Below are 20,595 nucleotides of genomic sequence, written 5' to 3'. Positions count from 1 at the left end.
CCCGGTCAGCCCAGGATCGCGCGGGCGGCGTTGTGGCCGGGGATCGCGCTGACGCCGCCACCGCGCCTCGCCCCGGCTCCGCCGAGCAGCACGTTGTCGTATGCCGTCTCGACGCCCCAGGTGCCCACCTCGGAGTCGCGCTCGGCCCACGGCCACTGCAGCGAGCGGTGGAAGATGTTGCCCCCCGGCAGGCCGACGGCCTGCTCGAGGTCGACGGGGCTCTTGACCTCGATGCACGGGTTGCCGTCGCCGTCGCGGGCCAGCACCGACTCGATCGGCTCGCCGAGCACCGAGTCGAGCGAGCGCAGGGTCGCCTCGAGTGCCTGCTGGGTCGCCGCCTCGTTGTCGGCACGGAAGAGCCTCGCGGGCAGGTGCAGGCCGAAGAGCGTCAGGGTCTGCGCGTCGCTCGCCGCCAGGTCGGGTCCGAGGATCGAGCGGTCCGACAGGGTGTGGCAGTAGATCTCGCACGGCGGCAGGTCGGGGATGCGCCCGTCGCGCGCCGCGGCATACGTCTGCTCGAGCTGGGAGTAGCCCTCGTTGATGTGGAAGGTCCCGGCGAAGGCGGCCGCGGGGTCGACTGCCGCGTCGCGGAGCCGGGGCAGGCGCGTCAGGAGCATGTTGACCTTGAGCTGCGCACCCTCGACGTCGGGCTCGGTGTCGACGGGTTCGGCGCCCGCGGCGGCGAGCAGCCGGTTGAGCACGGCCGGCGCGCAGCCGGCGACGAGGGAGCCGCCCACGGCGCGGCCGCTGCCGGCGCTCCCGCCGGACCACGCCACCTCGCCCGTCGACGGGTCGACGGAGGTGACCTCGGCGCCGGTGAGGACGGTCGCCCCGGCCGAGACCGCTGCTGCCGCAAGGGAGTCCGTGAGGGCGCCCATGCCGCCGACGGGCACGTCCCAGTCGCCGGTGCCGCCGCCGATGAGGTGGTAGAGGAAGCAGACGTTCTGGCGCAGGTCGCTCTCGCCGAGCGAGGCGAAGGTGCCGATGAGCGCGTCGGTCGCGATGATGCCGCGCAGCGTGTCGTCGCTCGTGACCGACTCGATGAGCTCGCCGACCGGGCGGGTCGTCAGCGCGTCGAACAGGGCGGCGTCGCCCGAGAGGGACCGCACGTCGTCGCGCGACCGCAGCGGCTCGAGGACCGTCGGGAAGACCCGCTCGGCCACCCCGGCCATGCGGGCGTAGAAGTCGGACCACCCGGCATACGCCTCGTCGCCACCGGTCAACGCGCGGAAGGCTGCTCGCGTCGCGGCCTCGTCACCGTGGTCGACGAGCAGGCCACGGTCCGGGTCGGTCGGCACGGGCGTGTAGGAGGAGAACCGGCGCCGGATGAGCCGCAGGTCGAGGTCGAGGTCGGTGAGGACCTGTCGGGGCAGGAGCGACACGAGGTAGGAGTAGCGCGACAGCCGCGCGTCGACGCCCTCGAACGCGCGGGCCGAGACGGCGGCCCCGCCCACGTGGTCGGCGCGCTCGAGCAGGAGGACCCGGCGCCCGGCACGGGCGAGGTAGGCGGCCGCGGTCAGGCCGTTGTGTCCGGCCCCGATGATGATGTCGTCGTAGCGCACGCGCTCACCCTAGGCGACCGTGGCGAGGCGCTCGCTCGACCGGTGCGAAAGCGCCCACCCGACGTCCTGGGACGTCGAGTGGGCACTCTCCTCCTTGCGGGTCAGCGGCGCGCGGCGTCCTGCCGGGCGTTGTAGAGCCGGTCGGCGGCGTCGATGCTCGCACGGCTGCTCAGGTCGACCCCGGCGCGGGCCGCGGCGGCGCGGGCGGCCGGTGTCGTGAGGTCGGGAGCGACGAAACGCTCCGGCGTGATCGTGCGGTCGACCGCGGCATACCGCCTCGCGTCGCGGGCCAGCCTGTCGGCGGACGCGACCGCCTTGGCCTCGGCCTGGGCGGCGGAGAGCTTGAGCGCGAGCCCGAACGCCGGCTTGGTCAGCACGGCATAGCCGTCACGGTGGCCCGCGACGTTCGGGTGGTAGCTCTCGCTGACCGGGCTCGACAGGCCGTTGAGCCACTCGACGCTGTCGCACACCGCGTGCCCGACGAACTTCGACGTCGGGTTGACGAAGGTGAAGCCGGCGTTGGAGGCGGCCGTGGCGGTCTTGGAGTTGAGCAGGTCCGCCGTGGCGTTGAGCCGGGACTCCTCGGTGGGCGAGAACCACGTCAGGGCGTTGCAGTCCTCGCCGTTGAAGATGCGCGGGTAGCCGACGACGATGACGCGCGCGTTGGGCGCCTTGGCGCGGATCGAGGAGTAGAGCGTGGCGAGACGGCCCGGGATGGTGTTGTTGATGGTGCTCTGGGCCGTGTCGATGGCGCCGTTGCAGTTGCTGAGCCAGCTCGGCTGCGCACACGTCGTCAGCACGCTCGCGAAGCCGGCGTCGTTGCCGCCCACCGAGATCGTGACGTAGGCCGTCGTGCTCGAGAGTGCCGACAGCTGGGTGTTCGTGACGTCGGCGACCGTGGCTCCCGAGCAGGCGCGGAAGTTCAGGGACAGCCCGAGCGCCGAGGCGTCGAGCGAGGGGTAGGCGTAGACCGAGCGCTGGCACGACGTGCCGTCACTGATGTAGGTCCGGGTGCCGGTGCCGGAGGAGTACGAGTCACCGAGGGCGACGTAGGTGGTGCCGGCCGCGACGGCGGGGGCGCCGAGTGCGAGCGCGGCACCGAGGCCGATGAGCGCGGACAGGCCGGCGCCGATGGCGCGGCGGCGGGTGGATGGCATGAGGGACCTGCTCTTCACGACACACTCCTTTGTGGGTGGAAGGCTTGCTGACGCTGAGCACTGCAACCGCTCGGGGCGTCGCCCGGCGCCCACGATGTGCCCCGTGTCACACGTCCCACTACCGGACAGTAGGGCCGGCTGCCCGGGCCCGCGAGCCGAACTGTCAGCGCTCCGGCGAGGCCGGAGGTCAGGAGGGTTCGGCAGTCGTCAGCGCTCGACGGTCCCCGAGCAGCCCCCCGAGCCAGCGGCTGTCGGGATCGACGTCGACGAGGAGCGCCTTGACGAGCAGCGTCAGCGGGACGGCGAGGACCGCGCCGATGCCCCCGAGCAGCAGCGACCAGACGACGAGCGACAGGACCGTCACCACGGCCGACAGGCCCACGGTGTCGCCGACGAGCTTCGGCTGGATCACCGACTGGATGACGAGGTTGACGACGCTGTAGACGACCACGACGAGGGCGAACATGCCCCAGCCGCCCTCGAGCAGGGCGAGGATCGCCGGCGGCACGATGCCGATGAGGAAGCCGATGTTGGGGATGTAGTTCGTGATGAACGCGAGCAGCCCCCAGAGGATGGCGCCGGGGACGCCGACGAACCACAGGAACACGGTGTCGATGAGGGCCACGACGGCGCCGAAGACCGTTGACACGACGAGGTACTGGCGCGTGCCGCGGGTGAACGACGTCATCGCCGACGCGAACGCCGGACGCTCCGTCTCGAGCCGCGCCAGCGTGTCCGAGAAGCCGCGGGCGTCCATGGCGGAGAAGAGCACGAGGGCGAGGACGAAGACGAGGCTGGTCACGAGCGACAGCACGTCCGCCAGCAGGGACGTGATGAGGCTCGTGACCCGTCCCAGGTCGAGGGACGAGACGAGCGCCTGCGTCTGGGCGGGCTGGATCCCGCGCGCCGCCAGCCAGTCCGTCAGCCCGGCCACGAGCGAGCGGAGGTCGTCGGCGTACTGGGGGAGCAGGCCGGCGAGCTCGGCCCCGGACACGACGACGAGCACCGCGAGGGCGACCGAGCCGAGGTAGATGGCGAGGATGACGGCGACCGTCCCGAGCCAGGCCGGCACGCCGCGACGCACCAGGGCGTTGCGGACCGGGAACGCGGCGATCGTGAGCACGAGGGCGAGGAAGAGCGGGCCGACGATGCCCGACGCCAGACGGATGCCGAAGGCCACGACGAAACCAGCGGCCAGCGCCACGAGGATGAGGACGCCACGCGGCGCCACCACCGGTCGCACGGGCTCCACGGTCACGACGGCCTCGACACTCTCGACACTCTCGGCACTCTCTGGGTGCTCGGCGTGCTCAGGGGGTGACGATGGCGAAGTCGGGGTCCGGCGCGTCGAGCGCGCCGAGCAGCGCCTGCAGCACGCCGGGGTCGCCCGAGACGTCCACCCCGTCGATGGTGCCGGGGTCGGCGCCCGACATCAGGACCCCGAGGGCGGCCCTCGGCATCCGCAGGGTCAGGTCCGGCTCGTCGTGCCGGGTCGCCGAGGAGTAGGTCAGGACGCCGTTGCGCAGGGTGAGGCGGAAGCGGTCACCGTCCGTCAGGTCGACGTCCAGGCGCAGATGAAGGTCCCACGACCGCGGACCGTGCACGCGGATCGCGAGCGCGTCGAAGAGCTGCTCCGGCGTCAGCTGGGCCAGCAGGTCCGGCGCCGCCGCCGCGGTCGGCGTGCCGAAGCTGCCGTGACGCAGCTCGTGTGCGCCCGAGAGGTAGAAGTTGCGCCACGTGCCGTTCTCGGAGCCGTACGCCAGCTGCTCGAACGTCGCGGCGAGCAGCTCGCGCGCTCCGGCGTGGTGCTCGTCGGAGAAGATGACGTGGCTGAGCACCTCGGCGGCCCAACGGAAGTCGCCCGCGTCGTAGGAACCCTGCGCCTTGCGCACGACCTCGTCGGCCCCGCCCATGAACTCGACGTAGCGACGGCCCGCCTCGACCGGTGGGTGCTGCCAGAGGTGGGCAGGGTTGCCGTCGAACCAGCCCATGTAGCGCTGGTAGATGGCCTTGACGTTGTGGCTGACCGAGCCGTAGTAGCCGTGCGTGTGCCACGCCGCCTCGAGAGCGGGCGGCATCTGGATCTCCTCCGCGATCTCGGAGCCGGTCATGCCCCGGTTGAGCATCCGGAGCGTCTGGTCGTGCAGGTAGGCGTAGAGGTCACGCTGGACGGAGAGGTACTCGATGCACTCCTGCTGGCCCCACGTCGGCCAGTGGTGCGCGGCGAAGACGACGTCGGTCTGCTCACCGAAGAGGTCGATGGCCTCGGTGAGATAGCCCGACCAGGCGTGCGGGTCACGCACCAGCGCCCCGCGCAGCGTCAACAGGTTGTGCAGGGTGTGCGTCGAGTTCTCTGCCATGCAGAGGGCCCGCAGCTCCGGGAAGTGGAAGTGCATCTCGGCCGGCGCCTCGGTCCCGGGTGCCATCTGGAAGACCATCCGCACCCCGTCGACGACGAGCTCCTCGCCGGTCGTCGTGACGTCCACGGTCGGCACGATGAGCGTCACCGAGCCCGCCGAGGTGGTCTGGCCCAGCCCCGCACCGACCTGTCCCCGCTCGCCGCGGGGGAGGGAGGCGCCGTACATGTAGCCCGCGCGGCGGCTCATCGCCGTCCCGGCGTAGACGTTCTCGGACACCGCCTCCTCGACGAGGCCGGCCGGCGCGATGACCTGGCACCGCCCGGCGTCGACGTCCTCCTGGGTCGTCACGCCCTTGACGCCGCCGAAGTGGTCGACGTGGGAGTGGGTGTAGACGACCGCGACGACCGGCCGGTCGCCGCGGTGCTCGCGGTAGAGGCCCAGCGCCGCCGCGGCGGTCTCCGCACTGATGAGGGGGTCGATGACGATGACGCCGCTCTCACCCTCGACGAACGAGATGTTCGACAGGTCGAGCCCGCGCACCTGGTAGATCCCCGGCACGACCTCGTAGAGCCCCTGCCGTGCGACGAGTCCCGACTGCCGCCAGAGACTCGGGTTGACGCTGTCGGGCGCCTTGCCACGCAGGAAGGCGTAGCTGTCGTTGTCCCAGACGGTGCGCCCCTCGTCATTCGTCACCACGCCAGGGTCGAGCGCGGCGATGAAGCCCCGGTCGACGGCCTCGACGTCGTGCTCGTCGGAGAAGGGCAGCTGCGCCAGCACGGCCTGCTGCTGGGCGGTGATGGTCGGGGTGACGTCTCCTGCGCTCATGTGCTCATGGCACCACCGGGCAGGGGCCGGGGGCCTCACCCCGCCGGGGTGATGCCCGCTCTCGGCACGCGACGGAGCATGAGGTGAGCGGCGTCGGTCACGACGTCGCCACGAACCCGGAGGGGAGTCCCATGTCGAGTGCGACGTCAGCGCCGATCGGACCAGTGGACCTGGCCGTCATCGGCTTCCGTGGGGAGCTGCGGCAGGGCGGCATACGCGATGCCGTGGCCCGGGCCGTCGACCGGGGCGCCGTCCGGGTGCTCGACGTGCTCCTCGTCCGCAAGGACGACGACGGCAGCGTGCGGATGTACGACGCCGAGTCGCCCGAGGGCGCCGAGGAGCTGCTCGGCTTCCCGACCGTCATGCCCGACCTCGTCGGGGAGGAGGACGCGCTCGCGATCGCCGCCGAGATGGACCCGGGCACGACGGTGCTCGTCATCGCCTGGGAGAACGCGTGGGCGTCGGAGATCGCCGCCGAGGTGCGTGAGCTCGACGGCCAGCTGCTCGTCATGGAGCGGCTGCCCCACGAGGACATCGAGACGGCGCTCGCTGCCATCTCGTCGAAGGCATCGAACGAGGAGGGGTCATGAGGGGACGCATGGGACGGCCCGGCCTGCTGGGGCTCGCCGCCCGCACGGCCGTCGTCGCCGGCACGGCCAACGCCGTGAGCGGCAGGATGCAGCAGGGCCAGCAGGCCAAGGCGCAGCAGGCCGCCGAGGCCGAGGCCTACCGGCAGCAGCAGGAGGCCGCGGCCCAGGCCGCCGCCACGCAGGCCGCCGTCGCCCAGGCACTGGCTGCCCAGGCGCCACCGCCTCCTCCTCCGCCGGCGCCCGCAGCTCCGGCAGCGCCCGCCGCGATGGGGGCCGACGACATGATCGCCGCACTCGAGCGCCTTGCGGCACTGCATGCGCAGGGCATCCTCACCGATGAGGAGCTCGCGCAGCAGAAGGCACGCATCCTGGGGGGTTGAGCCGCCCGTGGGGGCGACCATCGGTGCCCTGCTGGCCAACGCCGTCGGGGTGGCGATCAGCCCGGTGCCGGTCATCGCCGTCATCCTCATGCTCTTCTCGCCGTCGGCGGCGCGCAACGCCTCGGCGTTCCTCGTCGGCTGGCTGCTCGCCCTGTCGGCCGTCGTGGGCGTCGTCGCCGCGCTCGGCGGCCTGGGCGGGTCGGACGGCGGCCGGGTCGTCGGCGACGTGGTCAAGATCGTCGTCGGCGTGCTCTTCCTCCTGCTCGCCCTGCGGCAGTGGCGCTCGCGTCCTGCCCCCGGGACCGAACCGGAGCCGCCGGCGTGGATGGCCTCCATCGACTCCTTCACCGCCGCCAAGGCGGTCGGCTTCGGGGCGCTCTTCGCCGGTGCCAACCCGAAGAACCTCGGACTGGGCGTGGCGGCCGGGACGACGATCGCGGCGAGCGGCCTGCCGGCAGGTCAGCAGGTCGTCGTGGGCGCCGTCTACGTCGTGCTCGCCTCGCTCACCGTCGTCGGGCCCGTCGTCGCGTATCTCGTGGCGCGAGAACGGGTCTCGCCGGCGCTCGACCGGGCGAAGCTCTGGCTCGTCGCCAACAACGCCACGGTCATGGTCGTGCTCTTCACCGTGCTCGGGGCCAAGGTGCTGGGCGACGGGCTCGGGTCGCTGCTGGCCCGGTGAGCGCTGGTGAGGGGCCGGCGAGGGGCTGGTGAGGGGCCGCGCAAGGGGCCGAGAGCGGCGCCGCGTCGGGGTCCGGCGCGACGTCGCGTCGTGCCGGGTCGCACAGCGCCCGGGGAGTCGTTTCCCCCTAGGCTGAACGGGTACTCGTGGTCCACCCGGACCGTGACGACAGGAGGATGACCGTGGGCTTCCCGGAGAACGTGCTGGCCAAGGGCGAGAAGGTCGAGCGCGACCTGCACCCGCACTGGCTCACCGTCGTCGTGCCGACGATCTTCGGGCTGCTGCTCGCGGCCGCCTGCATCGCCGTCGCCGTCGTGACGCCCGACGACGAGACCGGTAACCGCATTCAGTGGATCGCCGTCGCAGTGCTCGTCGTCGTCGCGATCCCCGCCGTCGTCGTGCCCTACCTGCGCTGGCGCACGACGCACTACGTCATCACCTCGCACCGCGTCATGGTCCGCCGCGGCATCCTGACGAAGAACGGCAAGGACATCACCCTGTCGAAGATCACCGACGTCAGCTTCCAGCAGACCGTGCTCGACCGGCTCATCCGCTCCGGATCGCTCCACATCGAGTCGGCCGGCGACAGCCCCGACGAGAACCTCTCGAACATCCCGCGCAGCAACGAGGTCCAGCAGCTGATCAACCGCCTCATCGACGAGGACGACCTGCGGCGCCGCACGCTCGGTCGCGGCCTGGGCGTGCCGGACGCACCGGGATCGGACCCCGCCTACGCCGCCGGCGACGAGGGCTACCGGGGCACCGGGGGCCACGAGGGCGACACGACGGCGATCCCGCGCAGCCGTCCCGACCGGCCCGAGCTCGCCGAGGAGCGGCGCCGCCCGCGCGACCTCGGCGACGGCAGCGACCAGCCGCTCTGACCTGTCGGGTCCCCGTACCCGGCCCCGACCCGGTGTGGCATCGTCGGGTCATGACCTCACCTGTCGACGAAGCCGGTGTGACCGCGAGCTACCGAGCCGCCCGTGACCAGCTCCTCGCCCTGCGCGGTGACCACGCCCGCGCCGTCCGCGAGTTCACCTTCCCCGACGTCGGGGACCGTTGGAACTGGGGCGTCGACTGGTTCGACGCCGTCGCCCGCGGCAACGACCGCCCCTGCCTGACGATCGTCGAGCAGGACGAGTCCTCGCGATCCTGGTCCTGGGACGAGATGGCCCGGCGCTCCAACCAGGTGGCGGCCCGGCTGGCCGCGCTCGGCATCGGTCGCGGCGACTCCGTGGTGCTCATGCTCGGCAACCAGGTCGAGCTCTGGGAGTCGATGCTCGCCGTCATCAAGCTGGGCGCGGTGGTCATGCCGACGACGACCGCCGTCGGGCCCGGTGACCTCGTGGACCGGATGACGCGCGGCGCCGCCCGTGCGGTCATCACGAACGCCTCCGAGGTGCACAAGTTCGACGACGTGCCGGGCGACTACGTCCGCATCGCCGTCGGCGGGGCCGACCCGGCAGGGACCGACACGGACGGCTGGGAACGCCACGACACGGCATACGCCATGGAGGTGCCGCCCACCGAGCACCCGGGCACGGGGCCCGACGACCGGATGCTCCTCTACTTCACCTCCGGCACGACGAGCCGGCCCAAGCTCGTCGAGCACACCCAGCGCTCCTACCCCGTCGGGCACCTGTCGACGATGTACTGGATCGGGCTGCAGCCGGGCGACGTCCACCTCAACATCAGCAGCCCCGGCTGGGCCAAGCACGCGTGGTCCTCGTTCTTCGCCCCGTGGGCGGCCGAGGCGACGGCGTTCGTCTACAACTACAGCCGCTTCGACCCCGCCGCGCTGCTGCGCGTGCTGCACACCCACGAGGTCACCTCGATCTGTGCGCCGCCGACCGTGTGGCGCATGCTCATCAACAGCGACCTGTCGTCCGGGCCCGGCTCGCTGCGCGAGGTCATCGGCGCCGGCGAGCCGCTCAACCCCGAGGTCATCGCGCGGGTCGAGAAGGCGTGGGGCCTGACGATCCGCGACGGCTACGGCCAGACCGAGATGACGGCCGCCGTCGGCAACACGCCCGGCTCGACCGTCAAGCCCGGCTCGATGGGCCGGCCGCTGCCCGGCTGCCCGGTCGTCGTGGTCGACCCGATCACCAACACCCTTGTCACGCAAGCGGACCCGGACGGCAACCGCGAGGGCGAGATCTGCCTCGACCTGTCGCAGCACCCCGTGCCGCTCATGACCGGCTACCAGGGTGACGAGCAGCGCAACGCGGACGCGATGGCCGGCGGTTTCTACCACACGGGCGACGTCGCCTCGGTCGACGCCGACGGCTACATCTCGTTCGTGGGGCGCACCGACGACGTCTTCAAGTCGAGCGACTACAAGATCAGCCCGTTCGAGGTCGAGTCGGTCCTCATCGAGCACCCGGCCGTCGCCGAGGCCGCGGTCGTGCCCGCACCCGACGCCGTGCGCCTCTCCGTGCCCAAGGCCTACATCGCCCTCGCGCCCGGCCACGAGCCCGGCGCGGACACCGCGCGCTCGATCCTCGCCCACGCCCGCGAGAAGCTCGCGCCGTGGCAGCGGGTGCGGCGCATCGAGTTCTACGAGCTGCCCAAGACCATCTCGGGCAAGATCCGCCGCGTCGAGCTGCGGGGGCGCGAGAACGACCTCGACGCGACCGGCGGCGCGCAGCCCGAGAACGAGTGGCGCGACGACCAGTTCCCCGACCTCAAGGGGTGAGCGTCACTGGATGAGCGTCACGGCGTGATCGTCGAGGTCGACGGCGGCGTCGCCGCCGTCGGCTTCGTCTCCGTCGTGGTGCCCGGCGACGGAGGGTCCTGGGACGCCAGTGGCAGCGTGCGCACCGTCGTCTCGTCGATGCGGCTGCAGAGGCGCTTGGCCGGGTCGGGCCTGTCCTGGCCCGGCTGCTGCGCGGTCGTCGTCGCAGGCCGGTAGGGGTCGATCCGGGCGCCGCTGATGACCTGGACGCTGTCGTAGGCGGGCCGCCCCTCGAGCAGGTTGCGGAACGAGTAGCGGGTCAGCGAGGTCAGCTCGCACGAGGTGCCGAACTGGGCGATGTCGAAGGCGTAGGGCTGGCCGTCGAGCTCCTGTCCGGGCCCCTCCGAGTAGTGCGACACGACGCCACCGCCCGTGAACGTGCCGACCTGGATCCGGTTGCCCTCGATCGCGGGCGTGTGCATGTGCCCGTTGACGAGCAGGCGGGCGCGGTCGACCTGCTCGGCGGCATACGGCTCGTGCGTCACGACGAGGTCCGGCTCCGGCTGGTCGGCCAGGGCGGCGTTGTAGCGGTCGGCGGCCGGCTTGGCCTTGGCGGTGGGGTCGGCGTTGTCGTCGCCGAAGTAGCGGGGGTCATTGAAGCCGGTGATCCGCAGGCCGTGGAAGGTCAGCTCGCGCAGCGAGCCCGCGGCGTCCTCGAGGAGCACGACGTTGGGGATGCGCCCGAGGCGTGCGACGAGGGCCCGGTCGCTCGCCGAGGACTGGTCGTGGTTGCCGCTCGTGAAGATGTAGGGCACCCCGAGCGACTGGATCGAGCGGTAGAGGTCGGCGGCGTCGCCCTCCTGGACGCGGCCGAAGTTCACCAGGTCGCCGCTGTCGATGACGGCGTCGATGTCCTCCTCCGCGATGATCGTCTTCATCAGGGCGTACTGGTTGGCGCCGTGGATGTCGGAGACGAGCAGCAAGCGCGCCGACACGGGCTCGTTGACGTTGCCCGCGACGTACTTCTGCTGGAGCGCCTGGGTCACGGCCAGCAGGTTGCGGAAGTAGGGCGTGACCTGGCTGGCCCGCGCCTCGACGTCGGCGAGCAGGCCGGCGTTGCGCTGGACGACGCCGAGCACGCCACTCGTCCGGTACTCCGCGAAGCGGCTCGGCTGGTAGGTCAGGGCGATCCCGCCGAACGTGCCGACGGTCGCGACGACCATGGCCGACGCGACGAAGAGCACGTGGTGGCGGCGGGTCGTGCGCTGCCGCACGTAGTGCGACGCCAGTGCGAGCAGCACCGCGATGGCCAGCGCGCCGAGGGCGAAGCGCACGCCGACACCGACCGCGGCCTGGGAGATCGCCGACGAGATCTCGTCGGCCGACGGCTGCAGCGCCTTGATGTCGACGTTCGGGCGGGTGAAGAGGTTGGTGATCTCCTCCCGCACGGCGACCTGCACGTCGAGACCGGGCGCGACCAAGGGAGAGGCGAACTGGACGTCGACGTCGCCGACGATGGTCGGGGCGTGCAGCACGGGGGAGTGCCGGGGCACCGGGTCGAGGCGCAGCACGGCGCGGTACTGCGACGTCTCGGCCACGGTCGGCGCGAGGTTGGTCGCGGCCACGCCGCCGAGGTAGCAGGCGGCGAGCACCGCGACCCACTTGAGGACGTGCGAGCCACGGCGCAGCCAGGGGCTGTCGCGGGCCAGCAGGGTCCCCACCTGTCGCATCGCCTCACCCTAACCGGACCCGGACGCGTCACCGGGACGGCACCGCGCGTTCACGTCGGCGTGCTGGCATGGAGGCATCAGCGCACCGGAGCGAGGAGGGGTCGCCGTGTGGGCACGTCGCAGGACCGTCGTCGTCACGTCGGTGACGGCGTATGCCGTCCTGCTCGTCGTCGGGCCGCACGTCCTCGGTGCGTGGACGGGTGCGGTGGTGCTCGTCGCGAGCTATGTCGTCGGCTTCGCGTGGCTCGTGCTCGTCGTGGCGCCGTGGGCCGCGAGAGGCCGACCGCGGGGCACGCCGGTGCGACACCCGCGACCGTAGTCTGACCGGGTGAGCCTCGAGCACCGACCGAACCGGATCATCCTCGTGCGGCACGGCGAGTCCGAGGGCAACCTCGACGACACGATCTACGAACGGCTGCCGGACCACCGGATCGGCCTGACGCCCAAGGGTTTCGAGCAGGCTCGGCAGACCGGGACCGCGATCCGTGACGTGCTCGACGGGGAGAGCGTCGAGGTCTACGTCTCGCCGTACGTCCGGACCCGGCAGACGCTCGAGGCGCTCGCCCTGCCGGTCGCCGACCGGGACGTGCGGGTCGAGCCGCGGCTGCGCGAGCAGGACTGGGCCAACTTCCAGGACCCCGCCGACATCGCCGAGCAGAAGGCGCAGCGTGACCGCTACGGCCACTTCTTCTACCGCTTCCGCGAGGGTGAGTCCGGCTCGGACGTCTACGACCGCGTCTCGACGTTCCTCGAGTCGATGCACCGCAACTTCGAGACGCCGTCCGCGCCGCGCAACGTCGTCGTCGTGACGCACGGGCTGACGATGCGCCTCTTCTGCATGCGGTGGTTCCACTGGAGCGTCGAGTACTTCGAGTCGCTCGACAACCCCGAGAACGCCCAGCCGGTCGTCCTGCTGCGGCAGCCGGACTTCCGCTACAGGCTCGAGCGGCCCTTCACGCAGTGGGACGCCGGCGTCGTGCCGACCGAGCGCGAGCGCGCCAGCTGGCTCTGACGGCCGTCACCACGCGGCATACGCGATCCTCGGGTCCGTCCTAGAGGTACTGGCCCGTGGGCCCTGCCTCGCCCGGGTGGCCCTCGCCGGGCTGCATGCCGGGAGGCGTGCCGTAGGAGGCCCCGGGTCCGGGCGGCAGGGCGCGCATCTGCTGGAGCTGCTGCTGCGCGGCCATCTGCTGCGCGACGAGCGCGGTCTGGATGCCGTGGAAGAGGCCCTCGAGCCAGCCGACGAGCTGGGCCTGGGCGATGCGCAGCTCGGCGTCGCTCGGGGAGTCGTCGCGGAAGGGCAGCGCGATGCGGTCGAGCTCGTCGACGAGCTCGGGCGCGAGGCCGTCCTTGAGCTCCTCGAGGGACCGGTGGTGCACCTCGGCGAGACGACGGCGCCCGGCCTCGTCGAGGGGAGCGTTGCGCACCTCCTCGAGCAGCTGCTTGATCATCGAGCCGATGCGCATGACCTTGGCCGGCTCCTCGACGAGGTCGGCCGGGTTGGTGCGCTCGCGCGGCTCCTCGCGGGGGTGCTCGGCGTGGCCGTCCTCGCGCTCGGGGCGCCGCTCGGCGCCCGAGGGGTCGGCGACACCCATGCCGTCGGGCGTCACGACGACGATGCGGGGCTCGTCGCCGTTCGCGGTGCTGTCGGGGTGCTGGTCCGGTCGGCTCGCGTCGTCGCTCATGCGCTCCATCCTGCCGCACGGGTCGGGGTCCGTGCGTCCCCCCGTCGGGCGCACGGACCCCTGGCTGGTGGCGTATGCCGTGTGGCCGGCTCCGTCGGGTCAGGTGGCCCGGCGCACGACCACGGGAGCGCGGCGGATCGAGACCCAGGCGAGCGCGCCGGCGACGAGCGGCACGAGCAGCACGGGCGCCAGGATCTGCAGCCACGGGATGCTGATGATGACGGTGCTGAAGTCGCTCCCGCCGCCCTCGGTGTAGGACGTCGTGAGGATGCGGGAGATCGCGATGCCCGGGGCCAGTCCGACGAGGACACCCAGCACGGCGCCGACCAGGGCCAGGTACGTGGCCTGCGAGGCGGCGAGTGCCCGCCGGGTCCGGCGGGTCGCTCCCACGGCGGCGAGGGTGCCGAGCAGCGGTGCGGCCTCCGCCTGCCCCAGTGCGGTGGCGATGAGCGTCGCCACCAGGATGACGAGGGCGATGATCGAGATGACGATGGCCAGGATGAAGGTGTCGTCCCGCTGGTAGCCGCGCTCGACCGTGAAGCCGGCATCGGGCGAGCGTGTCTGGACCGCCTCCTGGACGGCGCGCTCCTGCGCCTCGGTGATCGGCGAGGGGCCCCGAACCAGGGTCGGGCTGTCCATCATCGGGATGTCGAGACGTTCCACGGCCGAGGTGGTCAGGAAGGCGCCGACCCCGCCGTAGCCGACACCGAGCAGGCGCATCCACTGCTCATGGTCGAGCTTGACCACCGGGAAGCTGACTCGTGCCTGCTCGACGGACGACGCGACAGGGACGCCCCGGTCGTCGGTCCTGAACGAGTAGCGGTACCAGGTGGAGGTGTCGCCGTCGAGGGGGATGTCGAGGGGCCTCAGCCTGGCGATGGGTGTGCCCTGCTGCCACTGGGGCGTGGTGCGGGGCAGCGTCCGGGCGACGGCAGGGTCGAGCACTGCGAGGCCGCCGGCCGCGAGGGCGCGACGCTGCGAGTCGTCGAGCCCTGCGAAGTCGCTGAGGTCGCCGGCGTCCGCGATCACGAGACCGCTCCCGGGGAAGTAGGCGTCGCTCGCGATGGTGGCGCACCGCGGCAGCGTGTCGCCGGGAGGCGTCGCGGTGGTCGGGTCGTAGGCGATCTGCGGCGCCGTCTCGGCGAAGGAGCAGCCCGGCTGCACAGCGGCCAGGGCGACGGCGGTGCCGTCCGGTCTGGGCATCAGGGACCGGGGGGTCAGGGTGAGCAGGGCCGGGTCGGCGGCCCGGACGATCGCCTGCGCGTCCTCCCGTGACACGTTGTCCGGGCTGTTGATGATCCCCTGGCCCTCGAGGAGCTGCGGCGTGTAGCTGCGGGCTCCGCGCTCGGTGTCGGCCTGGAGGCCGATGCACACGGTGGCGAGCACCGCGGCGCCACCCATGATGGCGGCCACCGTCGGGGTGGCGCGGCCACGCAGCCGTCCGGCCTCCCGGGCGGCCATGCGCGTCGGCAGCGGCAGGAGGTGCGCGATCCGGGCCACGAGCGAGAGCACGAGCGGAACGATCAGCAGCGAGCCCGCGACGATCAGGGCAGCCCCGCCGAGGAAGACGTAGAAGTAGGCATCGGCCGCGCGGTAGGACGCGAAGAGCACCGCACCGACTCCGATGGCGGTGAGCGCCGCGCCGACGATCGGCACGCGCCGACGCAGTGGCGCCGAGACGTTCTGTCCCTTGAGCACCGACACGATGTCGAGCCGTCCGAGGCCGCGACTGGGGATCAGCGCAGCGACGACGGAGCTGGTGATCCCCGCCGCCGCCACGATGAGCACGGACGACCACGAGACCTGGGGCGGCCCGAAGAAGTGGTCGGGACGGATCGCGTGGGTGACCGAGGCCGCCGCGAGGCCCAGGACGACGCCGGACACCGCGCCGACCACCGCGGACAGGACGCCGAGGACGAGGGCCTGGCCGAGCACGGTGCGACGGAGCTGTGGTCGGGTGGCGCCGTTCGAGGCGGCCAGCGCGAGCGAGTGCCGCTGGCGTGAGGCACTGACGGCGAAGGCCGGTCCCGCGAGCATCGTGGTGAGGAGCAACAGGCCGAAGGATGCGGCCAGGACCACGAAGAGCGCGTTCGTGTCGGAGGGCAGCGTGATGCCCGGTGGCAACACCATGGTGTCGGGGTGCTCCACGACGTGCCGGCTGTAGACGCCGACTCCATAGGTGTTGAGGCGCTCGATCTCGGGCCAGGTGATCGGGGTGGCGCGCTCGACGAGCCACTGGCGGTCGTTCGGGCTGGAGGCAGGCTGGCCGATCAGCTCGATCGGGTGGGCGTCCTCGGCGCCCCAGGAGGCGTAGCCGGTACCCACCCCGACGACGGTCACGGTGCGGGCCTCCGTGCGTCCCTCGGGGGTCGGGACGCGCAGCTGCACGGTGCCGCTGCGGGGAAGCCCGGCCGCGAGCCCCAGGTCCGTCACGACGACCTCGTCCGGGGACCGGGCCCACCGACCGGACGCGAGCGACACCTTGGGGGACAACACTCTCGCCGCGGACGGGGCGTCGACGCCCAGGACGGCCACCCGGACCGAGACCTTGTCGACTCGCACGGTCCCGCTCGACAGGGTGACGGGGTGGAGGGTGGCTCCGAGCAGGCGCGCCAAGGCTGCGGTCTCCTGACCGGGGCCGTAGCCCGGAACCACCTTCGACGTGGTCTCGGTGTCGGGGCCATTGCCGTAGGACGTGCGGGGGTCGATGAACTGATGGATGGTCATGTCCATCGGCTCGACGAGGTAGCCCTGGGTCTGGCCGAGCTGCAGGGGCAGTCGCTCTGCGGTGTCGAGGTCCTCGCTGAACCACAGCGTGCTGCCGGCGGTGAGGAGCAGGACGGGCAGGCCGACCATGATGACGACGAGCAGGCTGCGGCCGCGGTGGCGGCGGACGTCGCGGCGGGCCATCCGCAGGGAGACGCGCCAGCCGGCGCGCCACCGGGCGAGGCGCGACGCGGGCGCCGTGGTGTTCGCGTCGCCCACGTCAGCGGGCCTCTGCGAGGAGGGAGTCCGCGGTCGCCGCTGCTCCGGTCTCGTCGACGATGATGCCGTCGCGCAGGAAGACCACCCGGTCGGCCCACGCGGCGTGCCGGGCCTCGTGCGTGACGAGCAGGCCCGCGGCCCCGGCGTCGCAACGCTGGCGCAGGATCTTGAGCACGCCCTCGCCCGTGTGCGAGTCGAGGGCCCCGGTCGGCTCGTCCGCGAGGACGAGCGTGCGCTCGCCGACGAGGGCGCGGGCGATGGCGACCCGCTGCTGCTGGCCGCCCGACATCTGGTCGGGGTAGCGGTCGGCGAGCTCGCGCAGCTTGAGCCGGTCGAGCGCGTCGAGGGCCTGTGACCGGGCCCGGCGGACCGACCAGCCGTCGAGCTCGAGGGGCAGGCCGATGTTCTCGGCGGCCGTCAGGCTCGGGATGAGATTGAGGTCCTGGAAGACGAAGCCGATCGAGCGGCGGCGCAGCGCGGCAAGGCCCTTGGCGTCGAGGGACGAGACGTCCACACCCTCGACGACGACCCGGCCGCTCGTCGCGCGGTCGAGTCCGCCGGCGAGGTTGAGCAGGCTCGACTTGCCCGAGCCGGACGGGCCCATGACCGCCACGAGCTCGCCGCGGGCGACGGTCAGCGACGCGTGGCTGAGAGCCACGACCTCGGTCTCGCCCTCGCCGTGGACGCGCGAGACGTCGTCGAGGACGAGCACCGGACCGGTGGTGACAGCGGCGCTCATGACCGGCCGCCCTTCGACGCGGTGGCCGCCCGCGGGGCGTCGTCCTCAGCCACCGGGTCGGCCGCGCGGGCACCGCGGAGGGCGGCTGACGGCATACGACCCAGCGTGGACTCCACGTGGTCGAGCCAGCGGACCTCGGCCTCGGCGGCGAAGAGGAGGTTCTCGAGGACGAGCAGCCAGGCGAGGTCGTGCGCGTCGGGCTCGTCGCTCGCGCGGCTCTTGAGGCGCGTCAGGTCGCGCAGGTGCTTCAGCGTCGCGGTGCGCTGGGTCTGCACGACGCGCTGGACGTCGACACCCGGCGAGGTGACGGCGAGGGCGAGCTTGATGACGAGCTCATCGCGCGGCGTCGAGTCGCGGTCGACGGGCGTGAGCCACCACGACTCGATCTCGGACCGCCCGGCCTCGGTGAGGCGGTAGGCGATGCGCCCCTCGTCGTCGCTGCCGCCGACCGGCTCGACGAGACCGTCGCGCTCGAGCCGGGCGAGGGTCGTGTAGACCTGCCCGACGTTGAGCGGCCACGTGCCGCCGGTGCGTGCCTCGAACTCGCTGCGCAGCCGGGCGCCGTACATCGGCTCCTCGGCGAGCAGTGCGAGCAACCCCTGCTTGACGGACATTCGCGAACCCCCTGCATACTCGGTATTCCCTCAGGTGAGGACATGTATACCGAGTATGCCGAGGGCTGGCAAGCGAGGACGCCCGGTCAGTGCGCGCCGGCCGTGGCGAACCACGGGTGGTGCAGGTCGTGGTAGCTGACGTCCTGCATCATCGAGCTCATCTCGTCCATCTCCTGGCGGGCCTCCGGCGGCGGGCTCTTGTGCTCGCCCTCGCGCGCCTCGGCCTCGGTGCGGAACGCCATCGTCTGGGTGAAGAAGCCGTCCGCGTCGATCGCGACGGTGCCACCGATGATGTCGGGACGCGCCTCGTGGAGCATGTCCATCGGCCGCTCCATCATGTGACGGAACCGCTCCGGGTCGCTGAGCCGGCCCTGGATGACCTGGACGAAGCCGGCGTCGTCGCTGCCGCCGTCGAGCATCATCGTCACGTCGTCGCAGTCGTGGAAGCTCGCCTCGCCGTCGAAGAGCCGGGCCGCCTCCTGCCACCACGCGCCCTGCTCGGGCCGCGCCGAGTTGGCCTCCGCCGAGGCGCGCGAGTCGAAGCGGACGACCCCGACGAACTCGCCGTCGTCGGTGATGCCGTACGTCCCGCCGAGCCAGCCCTGCGCCCCCGGCTCGAGCTCCTCGCGCCACCGGTCCATCTGCCGGTGGAGTGCGTCGGCGTCAGTGCACCGACCCTGGATGACCTGGATGAACACCGTGAACCTCCCGTGGGATCGGGGGCCGCTTCGCGCCGAAGTGGTCCATCGATCGACGGTACGCCGGTCGCGGTCGACCCGTCACGGGACGAGTCCGACACGGCCGGATCGTTCCGCGAGACAGGGCTGTTCGCGTCCTGCTGGGGGCGAAGGTCGAGTGTCGGGAGGTCCGGTCAGCGTCCGGTGGTGAGCAGGATCTTGCCGATGTGGCCCGAGGCCTCCATCTCGCGGTGCGCCTCGGCGGCGTGCTCGAGCGGGTGGCGCGAGTGGATGACGGGTCGCACGGCGCCGGACTCGATGAGCGGCCACACGTGCTCGCGGACGGCGGCGACGATCGCCGCCTTCTCCGTCGCGGGCCGCGCCCGCAGCGAGGTCGCGATGACGGCCGCGCGCTTGGCGAGCAGCATGCCCATGTCGAGCTCGCCCTTGCGACCGCCCATCAGGCCGATCGTCACGAGCCGCCCGTTGATCGCCAGCGCCTCGACGTTGCGGGCGAGGTACTTCGCGCCCATGTTGTCGAGGATGACGTCGGCGCCGTGGCCCTTGGTGAGCTCGCGCACCCGCTCGACGAAGTCCTCCTCGCGGTAGTTGACGAGGAACTCGGCGCCGAGCTCGCGGCACACGTCGAGCTTGGCCTGGTTGCCCGCCGTCACGGCGACGTGGGCGCCGACGGCCTTGGCGAGCTGGATGGCCATCGTGCCGATGCCGGAGCTGCCGCCGTGGACGAGGAGCACCTGCCCGGGCTGGATGTTGGCGACGAGGAAGACGTTGGACCACACCGTGCACGCCACCTCGGGCAGCCCGGCAGCGTCGACGAGCGAGACGCCGCGCGGCACGGGGAGCAGCTGGTCGGCGGGCACCGCGACGCGCTCGGCATAGCCACCGCCGTCGATGAGGGCACAGACCTCGTCACCGACCTGCCAGCCCTCGACGCCCTCGCCGAGCGCCGCGATGCGTCCGCTGACCTCGAGCCCCGGGTACTCCGACGCACCGGGCGGGGGCGGGTAGTGGCCGAGCCGCTGCATCACGTCGGCGCGGTTGACGCCCGCGGCGACGACGTCGAGGAGCACCTGCCCGGCCTGCACCTCGGGGTCGGGGACCTCGTCGAGGACGAGGCTGTCGGCGTCTCCGGGCTCCGGGATCGTGATGGCGCGCATGGGGCCGAGCCTATTGACCCGCGGCCTCCGCGCGAAGGAGCGCCCCGCCCGGGGCCGACGTGTCCGGGGTGACGTGCCACACCCGACCGGCACCCACGACCCGTCCGTCCGGTCCGAGACGGGTGCCCTCGTCGATGGCGACGCCGCTCGGCGCCAGCCCCGCCGCCACGACGGCGACGAGCCGTGACACGTTGCCCCACTGGGCGGCATGGACGTCGACGGACCCCGGCACCAGGCCGATCCCCTCGACGACCGCCACGGCGTCGAGGTCCTCGTTGCTGTCCTCCGGGCAGACGGCTCGACCGTCGAGGCGCCAGCCGCCGATCACCGCGTGGGAGCCCGCGATGGCAGCGCCGGCCGAGAACCCGGCATACGGCATACCCGACTCGACGAGCGTGCGGATGCGGCCGTAGGCACCCGCGAGGGATGCGTGGTACTCCGGCGTCGGACCACCGCCGACGAAGAGCCCGTCGACCCCGTCGAGCGCGGCCTCGTCGAAGGGCGAGCCCTCCGGCACCCGCTCGACGACGAGCTCGTGGCCGCCGACGAGCCCGAGGGTGTGGACGTACTTCTCGTGGTACTCGCGGGACTCGGGGTCGGTGCCCATGACGACGAGGAGGATGCGCGGGGTGGCGTCGGCGCGACGGGCCGCGGCCTCGACGAAGTCGCCGTAGAGCGCGGGGGCGAGGTCGTCGTCCCAGCCGCCGCCGATGAGGTGGACGTCCATGTCGGCACCCTAGGAGAGGTCGGGCCCCTGCGG

19 protein-coding genes are annotated in these 20,595 nt (G+C 72.4%); 7 read left to right on the top strand and 12 right to left on the bottom strand.

Going from position 1 to position 20,595, the window contains the following annotated elements:
- Window positions 1-5 precede the first annotated feature (5 nt).
- The 4 genes from IEY30_RS15005 to IEY30_RS14990 all read right to left on the bottom strand — a co-directional run bounded on the left by IEY30_RS15005 (window position 6) and on the right by IEY30_RS14990 (window position 5,904).
- A complete protein-coding gene (locus IEY30_RS15005) occupies window positions 6-1,562 on the bottom strand; it encodes a phytoene desaturase family protein (protein ID WP_030198793.1) in 1,557 nt (518 codons plus the stop codon).
- Window positions 1,563-1,663: 101 nt separating this feature from the next.
- Window positions 1,664-2,737, bottom strand: coding sequence for an SGNH/GDSL hydrolase family protein (locus IEY30_RS15000; RefSeq protein ID WP_081920500.1), 1,074 nt, complete (start codon window positions 2,735-2,737; stop codon window positions 1,664-1,666).
- A gap of 169 nt (window positions 2,738-2,906) precedes the next feature.
- Window positions 2,907-3,977, bottom strand: a complete 1,071-nt coding sequence (locus IEY30_RS14995) for an AI-2E family transporter (protein WP_043416845.1) — start codon at window positions 3,975-3,977, stop codon at window positions 2,907-2,909.
- 52 nt (window positions 3,978-4,029) lie between these two features.
- Complete coding sequence (locus IEY30_RS14990) at window positions 4,030-5,904, bottom strand: alkyl/aryl-sulfatase (protein WP_030198805.1); 1,875 nt, start codon at window positions 5,902-5,904, stop codon at window positions 4,030-4,032.
- Between the two features lie 131 nt (window positions 5,905-6,035).
- On the opposite strand from IEY30_RS14990, the gene IEY30_RS14985 reads away from it, so the two are divergent.
- The 5 genes from IEY30_RS14985 to IEY30_RS14965 all read left to right on the top strand — a co-directional run bounded on the left by IEY30_RS14985 (window position 6,036) and on the right by IEY30_RS14965 (window position 10,248).
- Window positions 6,036-6,494, top strand: a complete 459-nt coding sequence (locus tag IEY30_RS14985) for a DUF6325 family protein (protein ID WP_156035303.1) — start codon at window positions 6,036-6,038, stop codon at window positions 6,492-6,494.
- The gene (locus IEY30_RS14980) at window positions 6,491-6,874 is read left to right on the top strand and encodes an SHOCT domain-containing protein (RefSeq protein ID WP_229675021.1); all 384 of its coding nucleotides are present in this window, start codon (window positions 6,491-6,493) and stop codon (window positions 6,872-6,874) included. The genes IEY30_RS14985 and IEY30_RS14980 overlap by 4 nt, the downstream gene beginning before the upstream one ends.
- A gap of 7 nt (window positions 6,875-6,881) precedes the next feature.
- Complete coding sequence (locus IEY30_RS14975; RefSeq protein WP_030198812.1) at window positions 6,882-7,553, top strand: GAP family protein; 672 nt, start codon at window positions 6,882-6,884, stop codon at window positions 7,551-7,553.
- A gap of 176 nt (window positions 7,554-7,729) precedes the next feature.
- Window positions 7,730-8,434, top strand: coding sequence for a PH domain-containing protein (locus IEY30_RS14970; protein ID WP_043416847.1), 705 nt, complete (start codon window positions 7,730-7,732; stop codon window positions 8,432-8,434).
- Window positions 8,435-8,484: 50 nt separating this feature from the next.
- Window positions 8,485-10,248 carry an AMP-binding protein gene (locus IEY30_RS14965; protein ID WP_030198823.1) on the top strand — a complete coding sequence of 588 codons (1,764 nt, stop codon included), beginning with the start codon at window positions 8,485-8,487 and terminating at the stop codon, window positions 10,246-10,248.
- A 17-nt stretch (window positions 10,249-10,265) separates the two neighbouring features.
- Here IEY30_RS14965 and IEY30_RS14960 read toward each other — a convergent pair whose 3' ends face one another.
- Window positions 10,266-11,957: a metallophosphoesterase family protein gene (locus IEY30_RS14960; protein ID WP_229675020.1), complete on the bottom strand. Its 1,692-nt coding sequence runs from the start codon at window positions 11,955-11,957 to the stop codon at window positions 10,266-10,268.
- A 106-nt stretch (window positions 11,958-12,063) separates the two neighbouring features.
- Here IEY30_RS14960 and IEY30_RS14955 point away from each other — a divergent pair, with 106 nt between their 5' ends.
- On the top strand, window positions 12,064-12,276 hold the full coding sequence (locus tag IEY30_RS14955) for a hypothetical protein (RefSeq protein WP_030198831.1): 213 nt from the start codon (window positions 12,064-12,066) through the stop codon (window positions 12,274-12,276).
- Window positions 12,277-12,285: 9 nt separating this feature from the next.
- Window positions 12,286-12,969 carry a histidine phosphatase family protein gene (locus IEY30_RS14950; protein ID WP_030198834.1) on the top strand — a complete coding sequence of 228 codons (684 nt, stop codon included), beginning with the start codon at window positions 12,286-12,288 and terminating at the stop codon, window positions 12,967-12,969.
- Window positions 12,970-13,009: 40 nt separating this feature from the next.
- Here IEY30_RS14950 and IEY30_RS14945 read toward each other — a convergent pair whose 3' ends face one another.
- The 7 genes from IEY30_RS14945 to IEY30_RS14915 form a co-directional block, all read right to left on the bottom strand.
- Complete coding sequence (locus tag IEY30_RS14945; RefSeq protein ID WP_043416893.1) at window positions 13,010-13,642, bottom strand: proteasome activator; 633 nt, start codon at window positions 13,640-13,642, stop codon at window positions 13,010-13,012.
- A 99-nt stretch (window positions 13,643-13,741) separates the two neighbouring features.
- Window positions 13,742-16,627 (bottom strand): ABC transporter permease, encoded by a 2,886-nt coding sequence (locus IEY30_RS14940; protein WP_030198842.1) that lies wholly within the window; start codon window positions 16,625-16,627, stop codon window positions 13,742-13,744.
- Window position 16,628: 1 nt separating this feature from the next.
- The gene (locus tag IEY30_RS14935) at window positions 16,629-17,366 is read right to left on the bottom strand and encodes an ABC transporter ATP-binding protein (RefSeq protein ID WP_030198844.1); all 738 of its coding nucleotides are present in this window, start codon (window positions 17,364-17,366) and stop codon (window positions 16,629-16,631) included.
- Window positions 17,363-17,980 carry a PadR family transcriptional regulator gene (locus tag IEY30_RS14930; RefSeq protein WP_030198850.1) on the bottom strand — a complete coding sequence of 206 codons (618 nt, stop codon included), beginning with the start codon at window positions 17,978-17,980 and terminating at the stop codon, window positions 17,363-17,365. Before IEY30_RS14930 ends, IEY30_RS14935 begins: the two co-directional genes overlap by 4 nt.
- 86 nt (window positions 17,981-18,066) lie before the next feature.
- Window positions 18,067-18,678: a hypothetical protein gene (locus IEY30_RS14925; RefSeq protein WP_030198852.1), complete on the bottom strand. Its 612-nt coding sequence runs from the start codon at window positions 18,676-18,678 to the stop codon at window positions 18,067-18,069.
- A gap of 173 nt (window positions 18,679-18,851) precedes the next feature.
- Entirely contained in the window at window positions 18,852-19,835 is a 984-nt protein-coding gene (locus IEY30_RS14920; protein WP_030198854.1) for an NAD(P)H-quinone oxidoreductase, read from the bottom strand.
- A gap of 10 nt (window positions 19,836-19,845) precedes the next feature.
- On the bottom strand, window positions 19,846-20,562 hold the full coding sequence (locus IEY30_RS14915; protein WP_030198857.1) for a Type 1 glutamine amidotransferase-like domain-containing protein: 717 nt from the start codon (window positions 20,560-20,562) through the stop codon (window positions 19,846-19,848).
- Window positions 20,563-20,595: the final 33 nt, after the last annotated feature.

The sequence above is a fragment of the Terrabacter tumescens genome (assembly GCF_014646815.1).
In the GTDB taxonomy this organism is placed as follows: domain Bacteria; phylum Actinomycetota; class Actinomycetes; order Actinomycetales; family Dermatophilaceae; genus Terrabacter; species Terrabacter tumescens.
The sequence above is the reverse complement of the archived record's forward strand: the minus strand, read 5'-3'. Positions and strand labels throughout refer to the sequence as shown.